At 57.2% G+C, this 19,384-nt stretch carries 17 protein-coding genes; 4 read left to right on the top strand and 13 right to left on the bottom strand.

Annotated features, from left to right (window positions below):
• Nucleotides 1-91: 91 nt before the first annotated feature.
• From BN77_RS31090 to BN77_RS31070, 5 genes are read right to left on the bottom strand one after another with little or no spacing between them, the layout of a single operon-like run.
• Nucleotides 92-1,921, bottom strand: a complete 1,830-nt coding sequence (locus BN77_RS31090) for a sigma-54-dependent Fis family transcriptional regulator (protein ID WP_007539821.1) — start codon at nt 1,919-1,921, stop codon at nt 92-94.
• 19 nt (nt 1,922-1,940) lie between these two features.
• Nucleotides 1,941-3,029: a Gfo/Idh/MocA family protein gene (locus tag BN77_RS31085; RefSeq protein ID WP_007539819.1), complete on the bottom strand. Its 1,089-nt coding sequence runs from the start codon at nt 3,027-3,029 to the stop codon at nt 1,941-1,943.
• A gap of 40 nt (nt 3,030-3,069) precedes the next feature.
• Nucleotides 3,070-3,699 carry a cupin domain-containing protein gene (locus tag BN77_RS31080; protein WP_007539817.1) on the bottom strand — a complete coding sequence of 210 codons (630 nt, stop codon included), beginning with the start codon at nt 3,697-3,699 and terminating at the stop codon, nt 3,070-3,072.
• A 20-nt stretch (nt 3,700-3,719) separates the two neighbouring features.
• Nucleotides 3,720-4,577: a phosphoenolpyruvate hydrolase family protein gene (locus tag BN77_RS31075; RefSeq protein WP_007539815.1), complete on the bottom strand. Its 858-nt coding sequence runs from the start codon at nt 4,575-4,577 to the stop codon at nt 3,720-3,722.
• Nucleotides 4,567-5,778 carry a Tm-1-like ATP-binding domain-containing protein gene (locus tag BN77_RS31070; RefSeq protein WP_007539814.1) on the bottom strand — a complete coding sequence of 404 codons (1,212 nt, stop codon included), beginning with the start codon at nt 5,776-5,778 and terminating at the stop codon, nt 4,567-4,569. The genes BN77_RS31075 and BN77_RS31070 overlap by 11 nt, the downstream gene beginning before the upstream one ends.
• A 133-nt stretch (nt 5,779-5,911) precedes the next feature.
• On the opposite strand from BN77_RS31070, the gene BN77_RS31065 reads away from it, so the two are divergent.
• On the top strand, nt 5,912-6,502 hold the full coding sequence (locus BN77_RS31065) for a phosphoenolpyruvate hydrolase family protein (RefSeq protein WP_007539812.1): 591 nt from the start codon (nt 5,912-5,914) through the stop codon (nt 6,500-6,502).
• A gap of 8 nt (nt 6,503-6,510) precedes the next feature.
• Here BN77_RS31065 and BN77_RS31060 read toward each other — a convergent pair whose 3' ends face one another.
• From BN77_RS31060 to BN77_RS31045, 4 genes are all read right to left on the bottom strand, one after another.
• Nucleotides 6,511-7,575, bottom strand: a complete 1,065-nt coding sequence (locus tag BN77_RS31060; protein WP_007539810.1) for an ABC transporter ATP-binding protein — start codon at nt 7,573-7,575, stop codon at nt 6,511-6,513.
• A 42-nt stretch (nt 7,576-7,617) separates the two neighbouring features.
• Nucleotides 7,618-8,451 carry a carbohydrate ABC transporter permease gene (locus BN77_RS31055; protein WP_007539808.1) on the bottom strand — a complete coding sequence of 278 codons (834 nt, stop codon included), beginning with the start codon at nt 8,449-8,451 and terminating at the stop codon, nt 7,618-7,620.
• A gap of 12 nt (nt 8,452-8,463) precedes the next feature.
• The gene (locus tag BN77_RS31050; RefSeq protein ID WP_028746987.1) at nt 8,464-9,390 is read right to left on the bottom strand and encodes a carbohydrate ABC transporter permease; all 927 of its coding nucleotides are present in this window, start codon (nt 9,388-9,390) and stop codon (nt 8,464-8,466) included.
• Between the two features lie 79 nt (nt 9,391-9,469).
• Nucleotides 9,470-10,765 (bottom strand): extracellular solute-binding protein, encoded by a 1,296-nt coding sequence (locus tag BN77_RS31045; protein WP_007539804.1) that lies wholly within the window; start codon nt 10,763-10,765, stop codon nt 9,470-9,472.
• A gap of 557 nt (nt 10,766-11,322) precedes the next feature.
• Here BN77_RS31045 and BN77_RS31040 point away from each other — a divergent pair.
• Genes BN77_RS31040 through BN77_RS31030 form a run of 3 tightly spaced genes read left to right on the top strand, consistent with a single transcriptional unit; the run spans nt 11,323 to nt 15,859 of the window.
• Nucleotides 11,323-12,765, top strand: a complete 1,443-nt coding sequence (locus BN77_RS31040; protein WP_007539800.1) for a UbiA family prenyltransferase — start codon at nt 11,323-11,325, stop codon at nt 12,763-12,765.
• Between the two features lie 18 nt (nt 12,766-12,783).
• Nucleotides 12,784-13,854, top strand: a complete 1,071-nt coding sequence (locus BN77_RS31035; protein ID WP_007539798.1) for an NAD-dependent epimerase/dehydratase family protein — start codon at nt 12,784-12,786, stop codon at nt 13,852-13,854.
• A 28-nt stretch (nt 13,855-13,882) separates the two neighbouring features.
• Nucleotides 13,883-15,859 carry a hypothetical protein gene (locus BN77_RS31030; protein WP_007539796.1) on the top strand — a complete coding sequence of 659 codons (1,977 nt, stop codon included), beginning with the start codon at nt 13,883-13,885 and terminating at the stop codon, nt 15,857-15,859.
• Between the two features lie 96 nt (nt 15,860-15,955).
• Here the strand turns inward: BN77_RS31030 and BN77_RS31025 are convergent, their stop codons facing one another.
• The 4 genes from BN77_RS31025 to BN77_RS31010 are packed head-to-tail and all read right to left on the bottom strand — an operon-like array spanning nt 15,956 to nt 19,265.
• On the bottom strand, nt 15,956-17,479 hold the full coding sequence (locus tag BN77_RS31025; RefSeq protein ID WP_007539794.1) for an FAD-dependent oxidoreductase: 1,524 nt from the start codon (nt 17,477-17,479) through the stop codon (nt 15,956-15,958).
• Entirely contained in the window at nt 17,454-17,867 is a 414-nt protein-coding gene (locus tag BN77_RS31020) for a hypothetical protein (RefSeq protein WP_007539792.1), read from the bottom strand. The genes BN77_RS31025 and BN77_RS31020 overlap by 26 nt, the downstream gene beginning before the upstream one ends.
• A gap of 1 nt (nt 17,868) precedes the next feature.
• Entirely contained in the window at nt 17,869-18,222 is a 354-nt protein-coding gene (locus tag BN77_RS31015) for a DMT family transporter (protein ID WP_007539790.1), read from the bottom strand.
• Nucleotides 18,219-19,265: an NAD-dependent epimerase/dehydratase family protein gene (locus BN77_RS31010; RefSeq protein ID WP_007539789.1), complete on the bottom strand. Its 1,047-nt coding sequence runs from the start codon at nt 19,263-19,265 to the stop codon at nt 18,219-18,221. Before BN77_RS31010 ends, BN77_RS31015 begins: the two co-directional genes overlap by 4 nt.
• Between the last annotated feature and the right edge of the window lie 119 nt (nt 19,266-19,384).

The following is a 19,384-nucleotide window of genomic DNA, read 5'->3' as shown; positions in this document are numbered from 1 at the left end:
ACGCTGAACCGGACAGCTTCAGGAATACGCAGATTACGCGCAGCCGCCGTTTTCATGAAGGTTGCCTTAGGAAAGAAGTTGATCGCCCAGTTTAGGAGGTCGTCCGTTGCTGCAATGGGAGACCATAAACCCGCATTTTGTTGTATAAGGTCTTGCGCGATATCCCGAGGTAGCGCGCAGCTTCCCCGCGGCGGAAACGATGCCGCTGCAAAGCATCAAGAATCCACTCCCTTTCGTCCGCCGAGTGCGGCTGAGGCTCGGATGAGGCATCCACCGGAGGCAAACACGCTGCTTGGATCCAGTCTCCCTCGCAATTCATGGCGGCAGTCTCCAATACAGACCGCAGCTCACGGACGTTTCCGGGCCATCCATATGTCATAAGAATGCGGTAGGCTGAGTGGTCAACTGATAGCTTTCGGCTGCGACGATCTTTTCTAAGTTCCTGAAGGAAGTGTTCTGCAAGAAGTGGCAGGTCTTCGAGGCGATCACGCAAATCGGGGATGAATACGTGTCCAGGAGACAGGCGCGACGCTAGCGAAGGTATCAAAAGCCCGCTTGAGCCCAGCTGGGATAGTGTTTGCTTCGAGGTCAGGATCAGGCGGCCTTCGAAGCGCCCTCTGTCGTTATCTCCGAGACGGCGATAAATGCCTGTCTCAATCACTTCAACCAGCCGTTCCTGGGCGTCGATGCATAAGCACTCGACGTTCTCGATCAGTAAGGTGGCCTTTGGATGGTATTGTAGCAGCCCAAGCGCCTTCTTACCGCCCTCCATCTGGGCGGAGCCGAAAAGCGATACACCGCTTGCGTCGACAGGGCCGACATTGATTAGCTTGCTCCCGGAGCGTCTGGCCGCCTCATGAATCCCTCGACCCAAGAGCTTTTTGCCTGTTCCGGCGCCGCCGGTAATCAGAACCGGCAGCGTCGACGCGGCAAGCTTTTCGATGCGTTGCTTGATTTGCTGAATAGAGGGTGACCGCCCGACGATTGAATATTCGCGCTGCGCATGCTCGAGTTGGCGCTCCAGTTCATCAATTCGCTTTTGTAATGTGCCGACGGATTTAAAGGCGGACGTAATCTGCTCCATCGAGGCTTCGAGAGGCACCCGATCAATGGTAGAGCCGCCGATGTATCCGTCTGCCTTGGATACCGCCGATACCTCATACATTTGGTCCGGACTGACGATGGGTCCGCCCTCTAGAACACAAAGAGTCTCTTCTGAGATGCTGCGTATCCGACGGAAGACAATCTTGGCATACTCGGCCGCCTGGGTGAGGCTGAGCCCGGTGCGGCCCCCGACGGTTCCTCCGACGTTCCAGCCGAGATTAAGGTTGATGACGTCCACACCGGCCTCAGCGGCTTGCTGAGCCTCTGCCACTGTTCGAACATAGGCGAGAGTCGCCATGCTCCTTCTCTGGGCGGCACGGAGCATTTCAAGTTCACGCTGGAATCCCAGCCCTGCGCGCTCGATGTCGGTGCGAAAGCGTCCATTAAGGAAGATGGACGTGGGAAAGTTAACGATTCCGCCGAAGCCCGCATCCGCGATCCTTTCCAGTTCAGACTCTATCTGGCGGCGGGGATCGAACGCACAAGCTCCGAAGAAAACCGGTATTTTGGCGAACGGCAGGATCTCTGATTGGGCGAAATCCAAGACGAAGTCATTGCTGCTTCGCAATGCAAGCAGGGAAAAGATTGAAGGAGCGCCCATGCTACGCAAACGGCCGGCGTTCAGTGCGAGTATAAAGTCGGCGCCGCCTCGCGAGGCAGCCTGGGCGGCCAATCCTGTGCCGATTGCAGCGCCCACGAGAGTGGTGTTAGGCTTGTCGAGGGTAGCTTTAAGGGTCGCGACAATATCTGCTCGTGCGAGTGCGCGAGTTGACGACGAAGTTAGCGATTCCGAAGCGTGAACGACAAGCTCAGCCATTGTGAGGCCAATCTACAGTTTATTGAGGCCCGATCGAAGCCCCCTCCCAATAGGATTGGAGGAATTCCTGTACTTTCACCGGCTGGCCCACGCGTGCGCTTTCGATGGCCGAGAACACGAGCGCAACAGACTGCAGGTTGTCCCAGACATTGGTTGCCATCGGAGGGCCGCCGTCGAGCCACTGGCAGAATTGCTCGATCAAAAGTGAATTCTGCCACTTCTGACCAGGAAGCAGCGACACCTGCTGACCTTTTCCTTGACGGCTTGTATGTCGAAGTCGCGTAGGATAGCGGTGGAATACCTCGATCTCACGGTGGTCGAGAATAGCCGCCCCGATTTCCCCCTCCACCCGAAAATATTCGAATGTCCAGTCATTAAGGCCGGTGGCTTGTGCCGACGATCCTTCATATACACCACGAGCGCCGTTGGCAAAGTCCATCAATACTATGGCGTCTGTGTCGCCCTTGTAATCTGCCCATTCTGGCTTCCAAGTCCGGGCATAAATCGACGTGCAGGGCGCTCCGGCTAGATCGGCCATGATATCCAGGTGATGCACGGCACCCTCGATCAGCATAGGATGCATCATCTCGTGGCGAAAACGCCCCCAGGAATCATAAACGCGGAAGTCGCCGGCGAACCGACATGACACCGTATTGACGCGGCCGATGGCGTCCGCATCGACGAGCGCTCTCAGCGTCGATTTATCCTGATCAAACCGGTGGCTCATTGTGACGCCCATCTTTAAGCCCGCCGCTCTTACCTTCTCCGCGATACGGACGGACGCCTCAATAGTGTCGGCGATCGGCTTCTCGGACAGGATATGCATGCCGCGGGCGAGCGCCAGGTCGACGATTGCCTCGTGCAAAGCGGGCGGGATGACGATGGTGCAGAAGTCGGCATCGACTGTCTGGAAGGCCTGTGCGGCCGAGGTGAAGCACTGTTCCGCCTTCAAGCGGAGATGCTTCCGGCCGGCTTCGAGCGCTTTGACGTCTATATCCACGAGGCCGGCAACCTCGATCGTTCCGTCAGCCACATTCGGCGGCAGGAACGTGTCGCACCAGCGCTCTCCGAAGCCGCCGGCACCAATATGGAGAACCTTATACGTCATGAAATTTCCCTCTAGATGAGCAGGACTTGCCGCACACCGATCAGACCCGCTCGGGGCGAATATCAGCAGGTCCGTGTGTGTGCTCCCAGAGGTGACCGAAACGCTTCCTGCCTTCGAGCGTCGTCTCGAAATACGCACCCTTAACGTCGGCCCGAACCTCAGGAAGATCGTGATGGTATCCCATGCCGATAGCGACGCAATCACCGACCTCTACCTTGAAACTGTGCGCGCCAACAACGACGGTACCCGCCCCCTCGATGATCACCCAATATTCGTCACAGTCGTGATAGTGGGAATCGAAATTGGTTGACTTCGGATAGCTGACCGGATCGCCTTTGACCTGAACGGGGGTGTCCGGAGCAAGCTTGAACACGCCGCATCCGCCCAGTTCATTACCCCAGCGGCCGTAGAAAACGAGGATCTGGGCTGTGCCGTCGCCTGAATCAGCGGTGAAGGGGCCGTTCGCCGTATCCATATCGGCGAACTGGCCTTCGCTGAAGACCTGCGCTCCCCTTGCGCCGGTCAGCCGGCACGATCCGCGCGTGACGAGCAGGCGCTGCTTTTGAGCCGTTATCGAAATTGGCAGCGGCTGTTCGGAAAGCTCGACGAACTCAAATGATGTGAGTTCGCACCAGCCTGGCGGCTGTTCTCCGCTTCTGAAGACGGACATTTTCCCGCTCCCTTCTTCTGTCAGGCGCTCTTGCGACGAATCGCTTTGAAGGCGAGGGTCTGCGACTTGATCGCTTCCTCGGTCGGCAACCGTTCCATGCTGCTCGCCCCATAGAAGCCGTGGCATCCTGGGCAGGCGTCGAGAATGAAGCGGGCATCCTCGGGATTGGCGATCGGACCGCCATGGCAGAGGATGATAATGTCGTTGCGGATCTCTTTCGCCGCCCCAATGCACTGATTGATCAGAGTGACGCAGTCCTCCATCGACTTGCCCGACCGCGCACCGATCGCGCCACCCGTTGTCAGCCCCATATGGCAGACGAGGATGTCGGCGCCGGCCTTCGCCATTGCCACTGCATCCTCCGGGCCGAACACGTAAGGCGTGGTCAGCAGATCGAGCTTGTGCGCCTCGGCGATCATCTCGACTTCCTGGGCGTAGCTCATGCCCGTTTCTTCGAGGTTCTGTCTGAATAGGCCGTCAATCAGACCAACGGTCGGGAAGTTCTGCACGCCGGCAAAGCCGATCTCCTTCAGTTCACGCAGGAAGGTCGGCATGACGACGAACGGATCGGTTCCGTTGACGCCTGCAAGCACGGGGGTGCGTCTGACAACCGGCAACACCTCGCTCGCCATCTCGACGACGATCTGGTTTGCGTTGCCATAGGCGAGCAATCCGGCAAGAGAGCCGCGGCCGGCCATGCGATAGCGGCCGGAATTGTAGATGACGATGAGATCGATATCGCCGGCTTCCTCGCTCTTGGCGGAAAGGCCCGTGCCGGCACCGCCCCCGATGATCGGCTCGGCGGCGCGAATCTTCTTGTGGAAATTCTCGAGCAGCTCCGATCGGGTGGGACGCTTGGCAAAAATATCAATGCTCACGAAGGGCCTCTCTGAAGTTAGTGACGAGGAGATCGGCAAATTGCGGATCGTTGATGTGAAGGGGAACGCGGATCAGCTTCCGCTTGTCGGTACGACGGAGCGTGCGCTCGAGCGCCGTGAAGAGCGCGCTGTCTGCTTCGGGATCGTGGAAGGGCTGCCCCGGCGCATCGATTGCCGAAACGCCGAGTTCGGGGATCAGGAAGCGCACTGGCCCCTCACAAAGGTTGAGGCGCTGGCCGATCCATTCGCCGATCCTGTTGCACTCCTCCGCGGTCGTGCGCATAAGGGTGACCTGGGGATTATGGACGTGCAGGCGGCGCGAGCGAAACTGGCTCGGGACCGTGTCCATGGCGCCGAAATTCACCATGTCGAGGGCGCCGCAGGAGCCGACATAAGGCAGTTTGGTCCGCGCAAAGGCTCGGAAACGATCGGCCGTGCAAGGGAAAACGCCTCCAACTAGATAATCACAAACCTCGGTGGTGGAGACATCGATAGCGCTGACCAGCAGCCCGGAATCGGCGAGCTTCTCCATCGACTGCCCCCCCGTCCCGGTGGCGTGGAAGACGAGGCAATCGAACTCTGCCTCCAGCGTCCGGGTGACCGCCTGGACACAGGGCGTCGTGACGCCGAACATGGTCAGGCCGATCGCCGGCCGCTCATCGGCCGCGATACCGGTCGGCTTGTTGAGCACCATCCCGGCAATCGAATGTGCGGCGTTGGCGAGGACCACCCGCGAAATGCGGTTCAGCCCCGATACGTCCGTGACCGAATACATCATGGAAATATCGGTCGGTCCGACATAGGGGGCGACGTTGCCCGAAGCGACGGTCGAGACGAGCATTTTCGGCGTGCCGATCGGCAGCGCTCGCATGGCAGGAGCAATGAGAGCAGTGCCGCCGGTTCCGCCCGCGCCGATGATGCCGTCAACGTCCGGACGGGAGCGGATGAACTTGACGAGCGCCTCAGACATGGTGGCGACCGCTTTGCCCCGGTCCTTGAGCTCCTCGGCCTTAGGTCGGTTCGGATGAAAGCCCGCCACCTCCGAGGGCTGGACGTCGACATCGGCGGCTTCCTTGTGAAACTCCGATACCGACACATCGACCAGAACGACGTCGCAACCGGCGTCGCGGATCAGATCGCGTAGATAGCGTAGCTCGCCGCCCTTGGTGTCGCAGGTACCCACCACGTAGACTGTGTTCATTGTTCTCCTCCCGGCCGCGCTCCGTCAGCCTTCCTCACCTCAGCAAAAACCTAGGCGCCGCGCCGGCAGCAAATCAATTGGTGCGGAGCGATGATTTGGGTAGAATTGGGTAATCATTTCTCGCAGGTTCAAAATGCACGTTTCCTCCACTCTTCGCCCCGTCGAGATCGTGACCCGCCTTGCGGCGATCTCCGATCACGAGCCGGACTCTGTCACCATCTTTTGCCCTTCCTGCGATGGGCTGGCTGGCAGCGCCTATGACAGCTTGGTGCTGCTTCCTGTCCACGACGCCAACGGGCGCCTTCTCGCCGAAATCAAGAACGGGCTCCCACAAGACGGCCATATGTTCGCGGGCGTGCTTGCGCTCGACCCGTTCCGCCGCCACGTCGACATCCTGAAAGCGCTTGAAGCCGCCGGTTGCCGCGGCGTCGTCAACTTTCCGAGCGTTACCGCGATAGACGGCGAGATGCGGGTCAGCCTCGAGGATTTCGGCTACGGGGTGGCAACCGAAATCAATCTGTTGCGTGCGGCGGTCGCAAAGGGGTTCAGTGCACTCGCCACGGTTGACAGTTTCGCCATGGCGCAGGACGCCGTCGCGATCGGCGCCAGCGGCCTGATCGCGGCGCGCCACGCCAACGAGGCGATGCTTGCCGAGCTTTCCGGGCTTGCGCATGAGACCTCCCTGGGGCTGTTTCGACTTGCCGACGCCGTCGGCGAAACGTGAAGCGACGATCAGCCTGTGATCCGCATTCCGGATTTCGGATCGAAGAGGTGGGCGCAGCCCTTTCTGGGGGCGAGCCAGACTTTCTCGCCCGGCCGCACATCGACCCGGTCCCGCAGGACGACGTTGACGTCGCGACCTCCGACCGTGACGTAGAGTTGCGTTTCGGAACCGGTCGGCTCTACCACCACGACCTCCGCCGGAATGCCCGTCTCGCCAAGTTCCAGGTGCTCTGGCCGAATACCGTAGGTCACTTCGGAGCGTCCGTTGAGGCCCATACCTTCGATCGGCAGGTTCACACCTTCAGGAGTGTTCAGAACCGGACCACTTGAAGCACTGACTGTCGCCGGCAGGAAATTCATCGATGGCGATCCGATGAAGCCGGCCACGAAAATGTCGGCCGGTCGATCATAGAGTTCGAGTGGAGTGCCCATCTGTTCCACCCTCCCCTCGTTCATCACCACGATTTTATCGGCCATGGTCATGGCCTCGATCTGATCGTGCGTGACATAGACGGTGGTGATCTTCAGCCTCTGATGCAAGGCCTTGATCTCGGCCCGCATCTGCACCCTGAGCTTGGCGTCGAGATTCGAAAGCGGCTCGTCGAACAGGAAGACCTGCGGGTCGCGCACGATCGCCCGCCCCATGGCGACACGCTGGCGCTGGCCGCCGGAAAGAGCGCGTGGGTAACGGTCAAGCAAGCTGCCGAGGCCAAGGATCGCCGCAGCCTTGTCGACGCGTTCGTCGATCTCCGCCCGCGGCCGTTTGCGCAGCTTCAGCGCAAAGCCCATATTCTCGGCCACCGTCATATGCGGATAGAGCGCATAGTTCTGGAAAACGATCGCCATGTCGCGTTCTTTGGCGGGGCGGTCGTTGATCACCTCTTTGCCCATCAGAAGCTCGCCGCCGGAGATCTCTTCCAGACCTGCAAGCATGCGCAACAGAGTGGACTTGCCGCATCCCGACGGTCCGACCAGGACGACGAACTCCCCGTCCTCGATCCTGAACGAAAGCTGAGGGATGACGGTCAGCGCACCGTAGCGTTTGGTGACATTGCGGATGGTAAGATCAGTCATGATTTACTCGGCCTTTCTGCAAAGATTGTTCAGCCATGCCTGTCATTTGACGGATCCCATGGTCAGGCCCTGCACCAGATAACGCTGCATGATGAATGCGAATACGATAACCGGGGTCGAGACAAGCAGTGCCGCGGCACCGACCGCATCCCACTGCACGCCGTACTGAGTCCTGAAGCCCAGCATCGCAAGCGGTGCCGTCGGACTGACCGAGGTGGTCAGGATCAGCGCAAAGAGGAACTCGTTCCATACCGCGATGAAGACGAACACCGACGTCGCCAGCATCCCGCCAAGCACAAGCGGCAACATGATCTTTGTGAACACCTGCCACTCGCTGCAGCCGTCGGAGATTGCCGCCTCGCGCAGGGTCGGATGGACCTCCATGAAGAAGCTCCGCATCAGCCACATCGCAAAGGGGATGTTGACGGCCACATTGATCACGACGAGCGCCTGGTAGGTGTCGAGCTGATGCAGACGCGTGGCGAGCAGGTAGACTGGCACGCCGATCGCGATACCCGGAATGATCCGCGCGACGAGAATGGCGACCAGCAGCATGCCGCCACCCTTGCTCAAATGGGCAAGGGCATAGGCGGCCGGCGCCGAGACCCCAATGACCAGCAATACGCTGGCGATGGTGACCACCGCGCTATTGAAGAGATATTTTTGGAAGCCCGTCACCTCGAAGAGGTGGCGAAACCCGTCAAGTGTTGGTTGGAAAATGAAGCGCGGCGGCACCGAGATCGTGTCGACCCCATGCCGAAATCCGGTTAGCACCATCCATGTGTAGGGAAAGAGATAGACGAAGGCGAGCACGCACCAGAAGAGTGTCAAGAGCGTCTTGCGCGTGGACCGGGTAGCCGCGTAGGAAAGGATCATGGCGTGCCTCCCTTAGTGTCGGTTTACGCTGGCGCCACGGAACAGGCGCCAGATCAGCGGAGCGCTGATCAGGAGAACGAAGACGACGTAAATCCAGGAGATTGCTGTGGTTCTACCGATGTCGAAGACTTTGAACCCTGTGTTATAGGCGTAGACGCTCAGCGTTGTCGTCGCGTTCCCCGGTCCGCCCAGCGTCAACAGGAAGATTTTGTCGAAGTCGGCCATCACGCCGATAATGCGAAACGCGGCTGCAATCGTGATGTAGGGCACAAGGTGCGGCAGTGTCAGATAGCGGAAAACCTGAAGCGCATTGGCACCATCTGCCTGCGCGGCGCTCACCGTATCTCGGTCGAGCGACTGCAGGCCCGCCAGGATGATCAGCGTGAAAAATGGCGTCGACTGCCAGAAGTCCATGATGATGACGGACGCGAGCGCAAAGGTGAGACCGAGCCACGGCACCGGCTCCAAGCCAATGGTGCCGAGCAGATAGTTGAAGACGCCGGAATCCTGTTCGTAGAGCAGCTTCCAGAAAATGCCGACCACCGCGGGGGTGATCACCATGGGGATCAACATCAGGGATCGAAATAATCCCCGGCCGAAGAATTCCATGTTCAGGAGCACCGCAAAGAGGATGCCGAGGGCGCATTCCAGACTGACCGCCACCACAGCGTAGATCAGCGTCACGCGGATCGCGGCCCAAAATTCGCTACTGCCAAGCACATCGGTGTAGTTGAGAAGCCCGATGAAATCCTGGTCGCTGCCGGGCAAGACGAGGGACCAGCCTGTGAAGCTGTAGTAGAACGAATAAACGAGCGGCACGCCCAGCACGAGCAGCATGATTGCCGCGGCCGGCAGCGTAAACCAGAACACCGAGCTCATACGGATGCGCCGCCGCCGTGGCGCCACTCTGTCGCCGGTCACTGTCTGTGAAATCGTCATCAACTAACCACCACGGATTTGCCGTTGTCACTGAAGGGGCAGGCGGGGAGGACCACCTGCCCCTTGCGGGAGCGCGGCTTCAAGTCTTGAGATAACCGCGGCGCCGCATGAACGACTCCACCTTGCCCTGCAGATCGGTGGCCGCCTGTTCCGGCGTCTTGATCTTCGCCACCGCCGCATTCACCTCATCATAGATCATGATGTGGATCTGCTCGGCTTCCTTGATCGGCGGATATTCGGCAACGTCACCCTGCAAGCCGGCAAGGACGGCGGGGCGGTTCGGTGCCTGCTTGACCAGTTCCGGATCCTTAAGCGCTGAAATGCGGGCCGGAGCACCGGCCATCAGACCCATGCGACGAACAATGTCGGGTGATGTGAGCCAGGCAACATAGAGCTTGGCTGCATCCTTGGCACGGGAAGAATCATTTACACCCATCGCCCAGCCACCTAGCAGTGACGCCTGTGGCGTCGGCGACCAGGCGACCTTGTCGTGGACCTGGGATGTTTTCGGGTTAAGCAGATCGCCGAACGCTCCCGGCCACATCATCGATTGCGCGGCCTGACCCGTGGAGAGGCTGTTGAACATCTCCGGGAAATCCCAGGTCAGATTGCCAGGCGGGCTGATCGGGGCAAGTTTCTCGACCAGGAATTTCATGGTCTTGACGCCGGCTTCGCTACCGAAGGTCGGCGCGCCGGAGGCGTCGAAATATTCGCCACCCATCGACTTAAAAATCAAAATCCAGGTGACTGTCGTCTGAATGCCTTTGCCTGCCGGCATGGCATAGCCGAACTGGCCGTTGCCAACGAGCTTGGCTCCGCGCTCTGCGACTTCGTCCCAGGTCTTCGGTCCAACGGCCGGGTCCAGTCCCGCAGCCTTGTAGGCATCCTTGTTCCAGACGAAAAGCGTAACGTCGCCGATCGTCGGTAGACCGACAAGCTTGTCTTTGACGCGACCGTAGATGTCTAAGGCGCGCTTTGGGTAATCATCGAGGGCGAGGTCTGGAGCGCCGGGAATTTCGGTTGCGATGTTCGCGAGATCAGCGGAATAAGGTTCGATCTCATACTTCCACTGGTAGGCGAAGTTGAAAACGTCGAATGAGGCCGCACCGCTGGTCAGATCGAGGATCAGCTTCTGGTACTGCTCATTGTAGGAAAGATTGACGTACTCAACCGTAACGCCGGTCGCCTCCGTGAATTCCCGACTGATGTTTGCCATGGACTCCCAAACCGCGCCGGTCGAGGCGAGAGCACGAATCTTCTGTCCCGAATAGGTTTTCGGGAGCGGAGCAGCAGCGCTTTGTGCGAAAGCGCGGGTCAGGCTGGTGCCGAGGAACGGCAAAGCCGCCAGCCCAGCGGTAAAGGTGCGACGTTTCATGTTCTCCTCCGTTTTGGAGCACTTGCGACCCCTCCGATCGCTTCTCCCGCTCCATGATGAAGGGCTTACGGCAGCCCCATTTCTGGCGCAACGGCGACGAAGGCAGCGATTGGGTAATATTGGGTAAGGGCCGGCGATGGCTCAGCTCTCGGGTTTAGACCAGGTGCCGTTCGACCGTGGCCTGGACTCGATTCGCTGCTGAGCAAGTCGAGATCGTAGGAAACTTCAAGCGACACCCGCTGTCGATCTTGTCAAGTCCGCGACACAGGGCTGCCCAGCAGCATTCCTGCCGGCACTCATGCGCGTCATTGAAGGATGTATAGAAAGTCTCTTCCGCTGCTCTTGTCGCACAATTGGCACGAGTCTTGATGCTCTTTCGTCGCAATACGCCTGGAGGTGCGGACCTGTGGTCATCTCGTGGGTGATGTTGCGATAAAAAGGCGGCAAAAGCATTACGTCAGGCCCACGACACGTAACCGCACTTTTGGATCCTTATCGGGAGATCCGCCCGGACGACGTTTGCCTCTGATGATGATGTCGCGATCAGCGAGGTGAAGATGCTGGATCTGGACTGCTTTGATCGTCAGCTGCCTTTGGTTTGCGACTTGGACGGCACCCTAATACAAACAGACAGCCTTCATGAGAACTTTTTTGAAGCCATCGTTCATTCGCCGCAACAGCTGCTCCGCGTCATTCCAAGCTGGTTCAAGGGTCGCGCAGCCTTGAAGGAAACGCTAGCGAACGTTCGTTCGATTGAGCCGCGCGTACTTCCTTATCGTGAAGAGATATTGGAATTGATACGTTGCGCGAAAGCCGACGGACGTAAGACTTATCTCGTGACGGCAGCAGATCAGAGCATAGCAGATAACGTCATTTGTTATCTTGGCATTTTCGACGGTGCGAGGGGCAGCAATGGTTCATCGAACATGAAGAGTCGCCACAAGCTGAGATGGCTTCAGCAGAACTTCCCTCAGGGTTTCATTTATGCGGGCGACAGTGCCGCCGACCTGCCGATCTGGGAGACTGCTTCGGGCGCCGTTCTAGTTGGCAACGGGGTGAAATACGCACGCCAGCTCCGCGAGGCTGGCGTCGAAGTAAGGACGATCAGTCCCGAGAAAAGCAATCCGGTGCAAGATTGGCTGTCTGAACTTAGGATCCACCAGTGGTCGAAAAATGTGCTGATTTTCGTTCCCTTGTTTCTCGCCCATCTTGCGGACGACATTTATGCCGAGCTGAAAACGGCAATTGCCTTTCTCTCCTTCAGCCTGATTGCTTCGGCAACCTATATCATCAACGATCTGGCTGATCTGAAGGCGGACCGGGCGCATGCGACCAAGCGCTTCCGGGCGATTGCTGCAGGCAAAATCAGCATTATGAACGGCTTCCTGGCGAGCATGACTATGCTGGCCGCGGGCTTTGGGATCGCGTTGCTTTTGCACCGTAAATTCGCGCTCGCTGTTGCAGTCTATCTAGTGCTGACATTAGCCTATTCATTCCGCCTGAAGCGTTACGCGTTGCTCGATGTGACGGTCATCGGCGTGTTGTTCACATTGAGAATTGTCATGGGTCAGGTGCTGCATGATCTAGCATTCTCGCCTTGGCTTTTGTCCTTTTCAGCCATGTTCTTTTTGTCGCTTTCGCTGGCAAAACGCCATGTGGAAGCAATGCGCGCATGGTCAAAAGGGAAAGGCGCCATCAAAGGGCGCGGGTACCTGCCCAATGATTGGCCGCTCACACTGGGCTATGGCATTGCTTCGGCCGCGGCTTCGATCGTTATCATGCTGCTTTTCATTGCCCTCGAAGCCCAAGGGACGCAAGCGTATGGCGAACCAGAATGGCTCTATGTTGCGCCGGCGGGCGTGTTCATATGGCTGCAAAGGATCTGGCTTCTGAGCCATCGAATGGATTTGCACGACGATCCAATTGTCTTCGCGCTCAGGGACAGGATCAGCTTGTTCATCGGCGCCATCATCGCATTGGCGTTTGCGCTGGGTTTGTAAAATAAGGCGATTGCCGGGATGCAAGACACGAACCTGAGACCTCTGAATGCGCCTCTCGTACTCCTGACCGGAGCTGCCGGCTGGTTGGGCGGCCGCGTGGCGGCGGCGCTAACGACGGAGGTGCCGGACGTAGGATTTCTCGCAACCGGCAGCTTTCGGGTAAGGGCGCTCGTACCCGCGGGAGAAGACGTATCACAGCTGCGCGAACAGGGCCTGGAGATCGTGACAGGCGACATCCGGAATATGGAATGTGTCCGATCATTCGTGGCAGGCGCCGAGGGCGCCGTATTGATCCACATGGCCGGCATCATTCACCCCAGAACGGTTGCGCAGTTCGAAGCGATCAACACACAGGGCACGATCAACCTGGTCACGGCAGCGCAAAAAGCAGGCGTGCGGCGGGCGGTCGTCATGTCATCGAATTCGCCGATCGGCTGCAATCCACACCCGGACCATCGATTCACGGAGGAAAGCCATTATAACCCCTGGGGTGGTTATGGCCGCTCCAAGATGTTAATGGAAGAGGCACTGCGTGAGGAAATCGCTGCTGGCGGCCAGATGCAAATTGTCATCGTTCGCGCGCCGTGGTTTTACGGCCCCAACCAGCCGCCAAGGCAAACGCTCTTTTTCAAGATGGTCAAGGACGGTAGGTTTCCTATCGTTGGATCGGGACGCAACCGCCGCTCGATGGGCTACACGGATAACCTCGCCCAAGGCGTGCTTCTTGCCGCAGCTCATGAGCAGGCGGCCGGAGAGATATTCTGGCTTGCAGACGAGACGCCCTACTCCATGAACGAAATTATCGACGTTGTCGGAAAAGTACTGCGCGAAGATTTCGGCATGACGGTCAAGCCTAACCAGCTTCATCTACCAGCCGTCGTCGGCGACGTCGCAAGGATGGTGGACGTGACTCTCCAGCATGCTGGCATCTATCTCCAGCAAATCCACGTTCTGTCCGAAATGAACAAAACAATAGCTTGCGATATCACCAAAGCCAGAAACGTACTCGGTTACATGCCCAAGATCGCTTTGCGCGACGGCATGCGACTTTCGATCGATTGGTGCCTCAAGCACGGTCAGGCAATTTAAGACATATCAAAGAATACGGAGACGACTATTGCTGGTACAAATTTCCCCTGTGATCTCCAGCACACTCGTTTCGATGACAATAGGATATGCAATAGGATTGCCTGTTTCGAAGTACTTCGAAAGCAATATCCGGATGCGCTTGCTTATAGCCCCGGTCATCGGATTAGGAATATTCGGCGCTGCAGGTGTTTCCGTTTTTCACTTGTTACCTTTAACCGCCAGCAATCTGATCCTGATCGTTGTTGCGTTGTTCGCTGTCGCACTCTGGTTATCGAAAGGGGCCATCGAGCCACTCTTTCGCTCGCCGACCAGTCCAAGTTTGTCCTGGTTGGCTGTTGCATTTCTCCTTTGTCTTTTGCCAACGTTCGCGATCATTCCGCAGCATTATGGTGAGAGCGTCGGCGTAGGTTACCCGATCTGGGATCATGCGAAAATTGCCATCGTAAATGAAATAGCTCAAAACGGGTTGCCTCCCGCTAATCCATTCCATTCCCAAGCCGGAACTCCGCCCACTCTTATTTACTACTACGTCTGGCACTTCATCGCGGCATGTTCGTCCGTCGTCACAGGTGCGAGCGGCTGGGAGGCAGACATTGCGCTTACCGGCCTGACGGCATTGTTCTCGACGTCTGTAGTGTCGTGGCTGGCGGTTGCCCGAAGCAGAAGTGCGAATGCAGCGTGGTGGGTACTCCCGCTCTTGCTCGCCGGTTCGCTGAAGTCAATCGTGCGATTTGCCTCCGGAAAGTGGCTTGACACATGGATGGCACACGAACACGGACTCCAAACGTGGATCGTTCAGGCCGCGTGGGTACCCCAGCATCTATTTTCCGGAACCCTGACGTTGATTATCGTCCTGGCGTACTTGCGAATTCTATATTGTGACGCCGGGGGTAATCTGGTTCTCGCAGCGTTTATGGGCGCGATGTTGGCTTCTGCTTATGGAAGCTCGATGTGGGCGGGCGGCTTTTCGCTGCTATCGATATTACCCATTATCGGGGCGCTGTCGGTTCCGCATGTGCTAAGGGCCAAGCGACTGCTGGAAGTTGCCATTTCACTTTCGAGCGCTGTTACCATAGCCGCACTATGTGCAGGTGTCCTGGTTCGTGAACAATCCTCCATTATACACGCGAGAAAAGTCGTGGCGTTTTGGGTTTTTCCGATATTTCTTGGCGGAAATTGGTTTTATGATGTTCCCGGGTTCTGGGCGGTTTTGCTCCTTCTTGAATTCGGCGTTGTATTTTTGGCATTTATCATCTGGAGTTTTTCTATCGTTTCAGACGAGACGATCAGGCGTCCACATATTGACCGCGCGATAATTGTCGCGGTGATTGCTCCGCTGTTTTGCACACAGTTCCTTCATAGTGTCATTATGTATAATGATCTAGGATGGCGTGTCCTCATTCCATCGCTGCTTCTTATGACGGCAATGACTGCTGCACTTTTCTCCACACGCATCGAAAAAAACACGCTGGTCGGGCGCCTAACAACGATGACCGCAATTATATTTCTGGTCCCCTCAATTTTAGCTGGCGCCCAATGCGTATACGCGGCCAACTTCAAATTTCGAGTTGAGGGACCTGAGACAGAGGAGGGCATAGCTTTCAAGGCATCTCCTGAGATGTGGAAAGCTGTCCGTCAGGTGACTCCATCGGCTGAAGCAGTCGCCAATAACCCGCTTGATCTGGCAAGTGTAACGCGTTGGCCAGGAAACATTGCCTGGGCGGTTTTGTCACAGAGACGAAATTGCGGAACGCCGCTGGGGCTCTTGCGCGCCTATGCTGCTCAACTCACACCTGAGCAAGCATCAGGCGTTTATGAATTCTTCGTGGATGCCTTCGAAGGCAATGCCACTGAAGATCAACTCAGAGTTATGAAGGAAAAATATCTCTGCAAGACTCTTGTCGTGACTTCAAGAGATGGGTTGTGGGGCAAACCGGTACTGGACAACAATTCGGTTTACAAGCTTGTGTCCGAGGAAAAGGGCAAGTGGCGCATCTATCGATAATGCGCCCTGCTGCGAGTTCGCGCGCTGTGTCTGACTAAAATTATAAGGCTACTCAGCTCAATGTTTGTAACCTACTTTGGTCTCCACCATTTGCCTTCAACGTCTATCTGTTGCGGCTGATTGGGCGCGCTCTTTAACGGAATGACTGAGTGCCGCTTCTGCGACCCGGAATGCCAGGGCCATGATCGTCATTTGGGGGTTAACGCCGGGTGCCTCCGGAATGAGGCTGCCATCAGCGACAAAGAGATTTTCGACGCCTCGCACGCGTCCGTAGCTGTCGACGGCGCAAACATCCCGATGCTCGCCGGGCGGGCAGCTGGAAAACAGGTGTACGGTCATCAAATTGGTCTGCCGCTTGGGCAGGGGATTGTCCCAGAATTCGTGCACCTGATCAGGGCTTGTCCAGCCCTCATGGCCGAATATGTTCGGGAAGACCTTACGGGCACCGGCCGCGAACATGACCTGGCCCAGACGGGTGAGAATCTGGCCCAAAGCGATCCAGTCCTCAGGAGCGAGCGTGAAGCGGACAAGTGGCTCATTGATACCGGGAAGAGGTCTCACTGCGCCCACTCCCCGTGGTCGTATCATGCCGTAATATGAGCCGCAAAAGCGCCAATGCTGCATCAGGTCGCCGCGATTGATCCAATCTCCCGCAAGCGAGAGGCCAAACAGCGCAGGCGTGAACACCGACCCGCCGATCCGCTGTTCCGGCATGAATTCGGTGACCGCTGTCAACGGAAGGCGCGACCGATGTGCATCAACAGGCTCATCAAACAGCGCCGTTGCCTTGATTGTCGGATGAACGCGGAGCGTATTGCCGATGCGTTCACGCAGGCCAGAGCGACGCAAGATCGCCGGTGTGTGAATTGCTCCTGCGCAGACAAACACCATGCCGGCCTTTACACGTATCGAACGACCTTGGCCAGCCACATCCCACGAGCGGGCGATGACTTCCGTGGCGCGCCCGTTAACAAGACGTATCTTGGCCACACGTGTTTGCGCAAAAAGCCGCATGCCGCGGTCTATCGCCTTTGGCAGGAGGGTCACCGCCATGGACTGTTTGGCGCCGCTCGGACAAACAAAAGCACAACGATTAGCACCCTTGCAGCCACGCTGGCCCCGTTTCAGCTCCGACACTTCCCAGCCGAGCACATCGCCCCCTTGCCGCAAAATATCGGTGGCACGTCCGACCGGACCCGGAGTGAGACTTGCATTTACCGTCGCAACGGCTCGCTGGTAATATTGCGTCAATTCGTCCGGTGTAAAATTCTCGATCTTGTAGACCTTGCGCCATTGATCGATGAGGTAGTTATCGGCTCGTTGGGCAATGGCACTGTTGATTTCTGTTCCTCCCCCAACGCATCGGCCTTCTGCATACGCAATCGGAGGCTGTCCAAACGCGGCGGTCAATCCTCCACTGCGCCAAGCTGCCGCGAAGGCTTCGCTTGCGACAGGAGACGCCGATGATGATGGGACATGTTTGCCTTCTTCCAGCATAACCACTGACAAACCGCTAGCTGTCAGTACATCTGCCACGCTGGCCCCGCCCGCACCGGAGCCAATAATAACCGCATCCGCTTCCAGTTGCAGCTCACTACTTAGGCGAAAAGTGCCTCTCATACTCAAGCCTTTTAACTCGGTTCAGAGCCTGCGTCCTCAACAGTTTCTCGGCCACAGGTGTCTGTTCATAGAATGCAAGCAGGGTCATTGAGCGGTAAAGGAGCACGACTGAGCCCACCGGACCCGGAAATCTTTGCAGGAGATGATAAAACCTTTCTGCGCGGCGGTTTCGTGCTAAGGGACCGCCCGCGCCGACGGAAATAAACACAATGCAGAAGCTCAGGAAAAGCGAAGCGCTTTTCACCGGCAGACGAATATGAAAAGGGGCAATAGCAATGGCGCGAGTGACGCTGCTTGCGACTTGCGTTATCACCATTGGCTTTTCTTCCCCATCAAGTAATGGCCATATAGGCGTCATTGTCTCTACGAGCATTCGATCGAATGCCATTTCAGTTCCCTCGAGCCAGAAAGATGATGCCAGCCAAGACAAGGGCAAGACCGATCCATTTGTGCGGGTGGAATGGTTCTCCGAAAACGCAGTACGACGCAACCATCAGCATCGCGAATCCGGAGCCTGCCATAATCGGATAAGCGATGGACACTTCCATCGAATCGAGAGCCTTTGCGAACAAGACGACGTTGACACCATAAAATGTCAGTCCACCCATGAAGCCGATTGATATAAACTGGTCGGCCACTCCGGCGTCGGCGGGCAGCGAGGCCCTGCTCCATTTCAGCAACATATTGCCGATACAGGAATTCAGGGCCGCAGCAAAAACAAGGACCATTGGCAGCGCGTTCATGTCGGGATCATCCGCAATATGCGTGGAACCAGTGCTAGCATCTGCTGCTTGACCGGCGACCTATGATGTGACGCCACGCCTTCAGACAGAGCCTCCCTGTTTGACCGGTACCAATCATAGGATTCCGTAATCATCCGGGAATTTGAATATCTCGGTGCATAGCCAAGTTCCTTCTGCGCTTTTGAAATGTCGAAATACATGGATCGGCCATACATCAGCGAATGGTATGGCCCCAGCGGAGAAAGGCCGAGCATACTCGCCATATTCGCTGCCAGCGCCGTCGGTCCCATAGGGATGGATTTAATTCGGCTCCCGGTTCCGGCGTGATTGATTAAACCCTGGAGAAGTTCACGCATTGTACCGAATTCGGCAGCACCAATATTGTATACGGCAAAGCCTCTTACATTCGACGCTGCGATGCATGCCCATGCCAGATCATCCGAGTGCACGAACTGATACTTGTTGTTCCCGCCAGCCAGCACTGGAACATCGAATCCCCGTTCAATCCAGTCAAAAAGGATTTGAACGACGCCCAAGCGCCCATGTCCGAGGATAGTGCGAGGACGCACAATTGCCACATCCAGACCATGGCGCTGCATTGCTTTCTTACAGATAAGTTCACCCGCAAGCTTCGCGCGACCATAATCTTCCGCCGGATCCGGTTCTGTTTTTTCTGTTACGGGGTTCGAATCCGGCGCGCCAAAGACTGCGCTTGAGGACGTATAGACGAACTTTTCCACTCCAGCGGCAACGGATGCGTCAACAATGATCTGAGTGCCGTCCCTGTTGACCGACCAGAATAGATCTATTTCCTTAGCCAGAGGGACTTGCGCAACGTTGTGAAAAACCTTTCCGATGCCGGTCACTGCTTGTTTTGCAGCATCTCTGTCCAGAATTGTGCCCTTGAGAAACTCAAGATTTGGATGGCTCATGCTTGGAGGGTTCAGATCGAAGACGCGAACGGAGGCTCCTTGCTCGAGCAGCTGTTTGCTCAACAATTCCCCGAAGTATCCGGAACCGCCGGTAACTAGAGCTGTGTTCAATTTTCCCGACTCAAAAAGTTTGACGGCACCTCGAGATATCCGCTACAAGCAATCCCTGCAAATGCAGTTAGCCTCGCAGCAGACCACTCTCCCAAGCTGCAACGGTGGTCCTTAGGATC

This window comes from Rhizobium mesoamericanum STM3625, from assembly GCF_000312665.1.
GTDB lineage: Bacteria > Pseudomonadota > Alphaproteobacteria > Rhizobiales > Rhizobiaceae > Rhizobium > Rhizobium mesoamericanum.
The sequence above is the reverse complement of the archived record's forward strand: the minus strand, read 5'-3'. Positions and strand labels throughout refer to the sequence as shown.

What these genes read in the sequence shown, in the direction of transcription:
- BN77_RS31090 (WP_007539821.1), bottom strand. Translation starts at nt 1,921, where the DNA reads ATGGCTGAGCTTGTCGTTCACGCTTCGGAATCGCTAACTTCGTCGTCA.
- BN77_RS31085 (WP_007539819.1), bottom strand. Translation starts at nt 3,029, where the DNA reads ATGACGTATAAGGTTCTCCATATTGGTGCCGGCGGCTTCGGAGAGCGC.
- BN77_RS31080 (WP_007539817.1), bottom strand. Translation starts at nt 3,699, where the DNA reads ATGTCCGTCTTCAGAAGCGGAGAACAGCCGCCAGGCTGGTGCGAACTC.
- BN77_RS31070 (WP_007539814.1), bottom strand. Translation starts at nt 5,778, where the DNA reads ATGAACACAGTCTACGTGGTGGGTACCTGCGACACCAAGGGCGGCGAG.
- BN77_RS31065 (WP_007539812.1), top strand. Translation starts at nt 5,912, where the DNA reads ATGCACGTTTCCTCCACTCTTCGCCCCGTCGAGATCGTGACCCGCCTT.
- BN77_RS31060 (WP_007539810.1), bottom strand. Translation starts at nt 7,575, where the DNA reads ATGACTGATCTTACCATCCGCAATGTCACCAAACGCTACGGTGCGCTG.
- BN77_RS31055 (WP_007539808.1), bottom strand. Translation starts at nt 8,451, where the DNA reads ATGATCCTTTCCTACGCGGCTACCCGGTCCACGCGCAAGACGCTCTTG.
- BN77_RS31050 (WP_028746987.1), bottom strand. Translation starts at nt 9,390, where the DNA reads ATGACGATTTCACAGACAGTGACCGGCGACAGAGTGGCGCCACGGCGG.
- BN77_RS31045 (WP_007539804.1), bottom strand. Translation starts at nt 10,765, where the DNA reads ATGAAACGTCGCACCTTTACCGCTGGGCTGGCGGCTTTGCCGTTCCTC.
- BN77_RS31040 (WP_007539800.1), top strand. Translation starts at nt 11,323, where the DNA reads ATGCTGGATCTGGACTGCTTTGATCGTCAGCTGCCTTTGGTTTGCGAC.
- BN77_RS31035 (WP_007539798.1), top strand. Translation starts at nt 12,784, where the DNA reads ATGCAAGACACGAACCTGAGACCTCTGAATGCGCCTCTCGTACTCCTG.
- BN77_RS31025 (WP_007539794.1), bottom strand. Translation starts at nt 17,479, where the DNA reads ATGAGAGGCACTTTTCGCCTAAGTAGTGAGCTGCAACTGGAAGCGGAT.
- BN77_RS31020 (WP_007539792.1), bottom strand. Translation starts at nt 17,867, where the DNA reads ATGGCATTCGATCGAATGCTCGTAGAGACAATGACGCCTATATGGCCA.
- BN77_RS31015 (WP_007539790.1), bottom strand. Translation starts at nt 18,222, where the DNA reads ATGAACGCGCTGCCAATGGTCCTTGTTTTTGCTGCGGCCCTGAATTCC.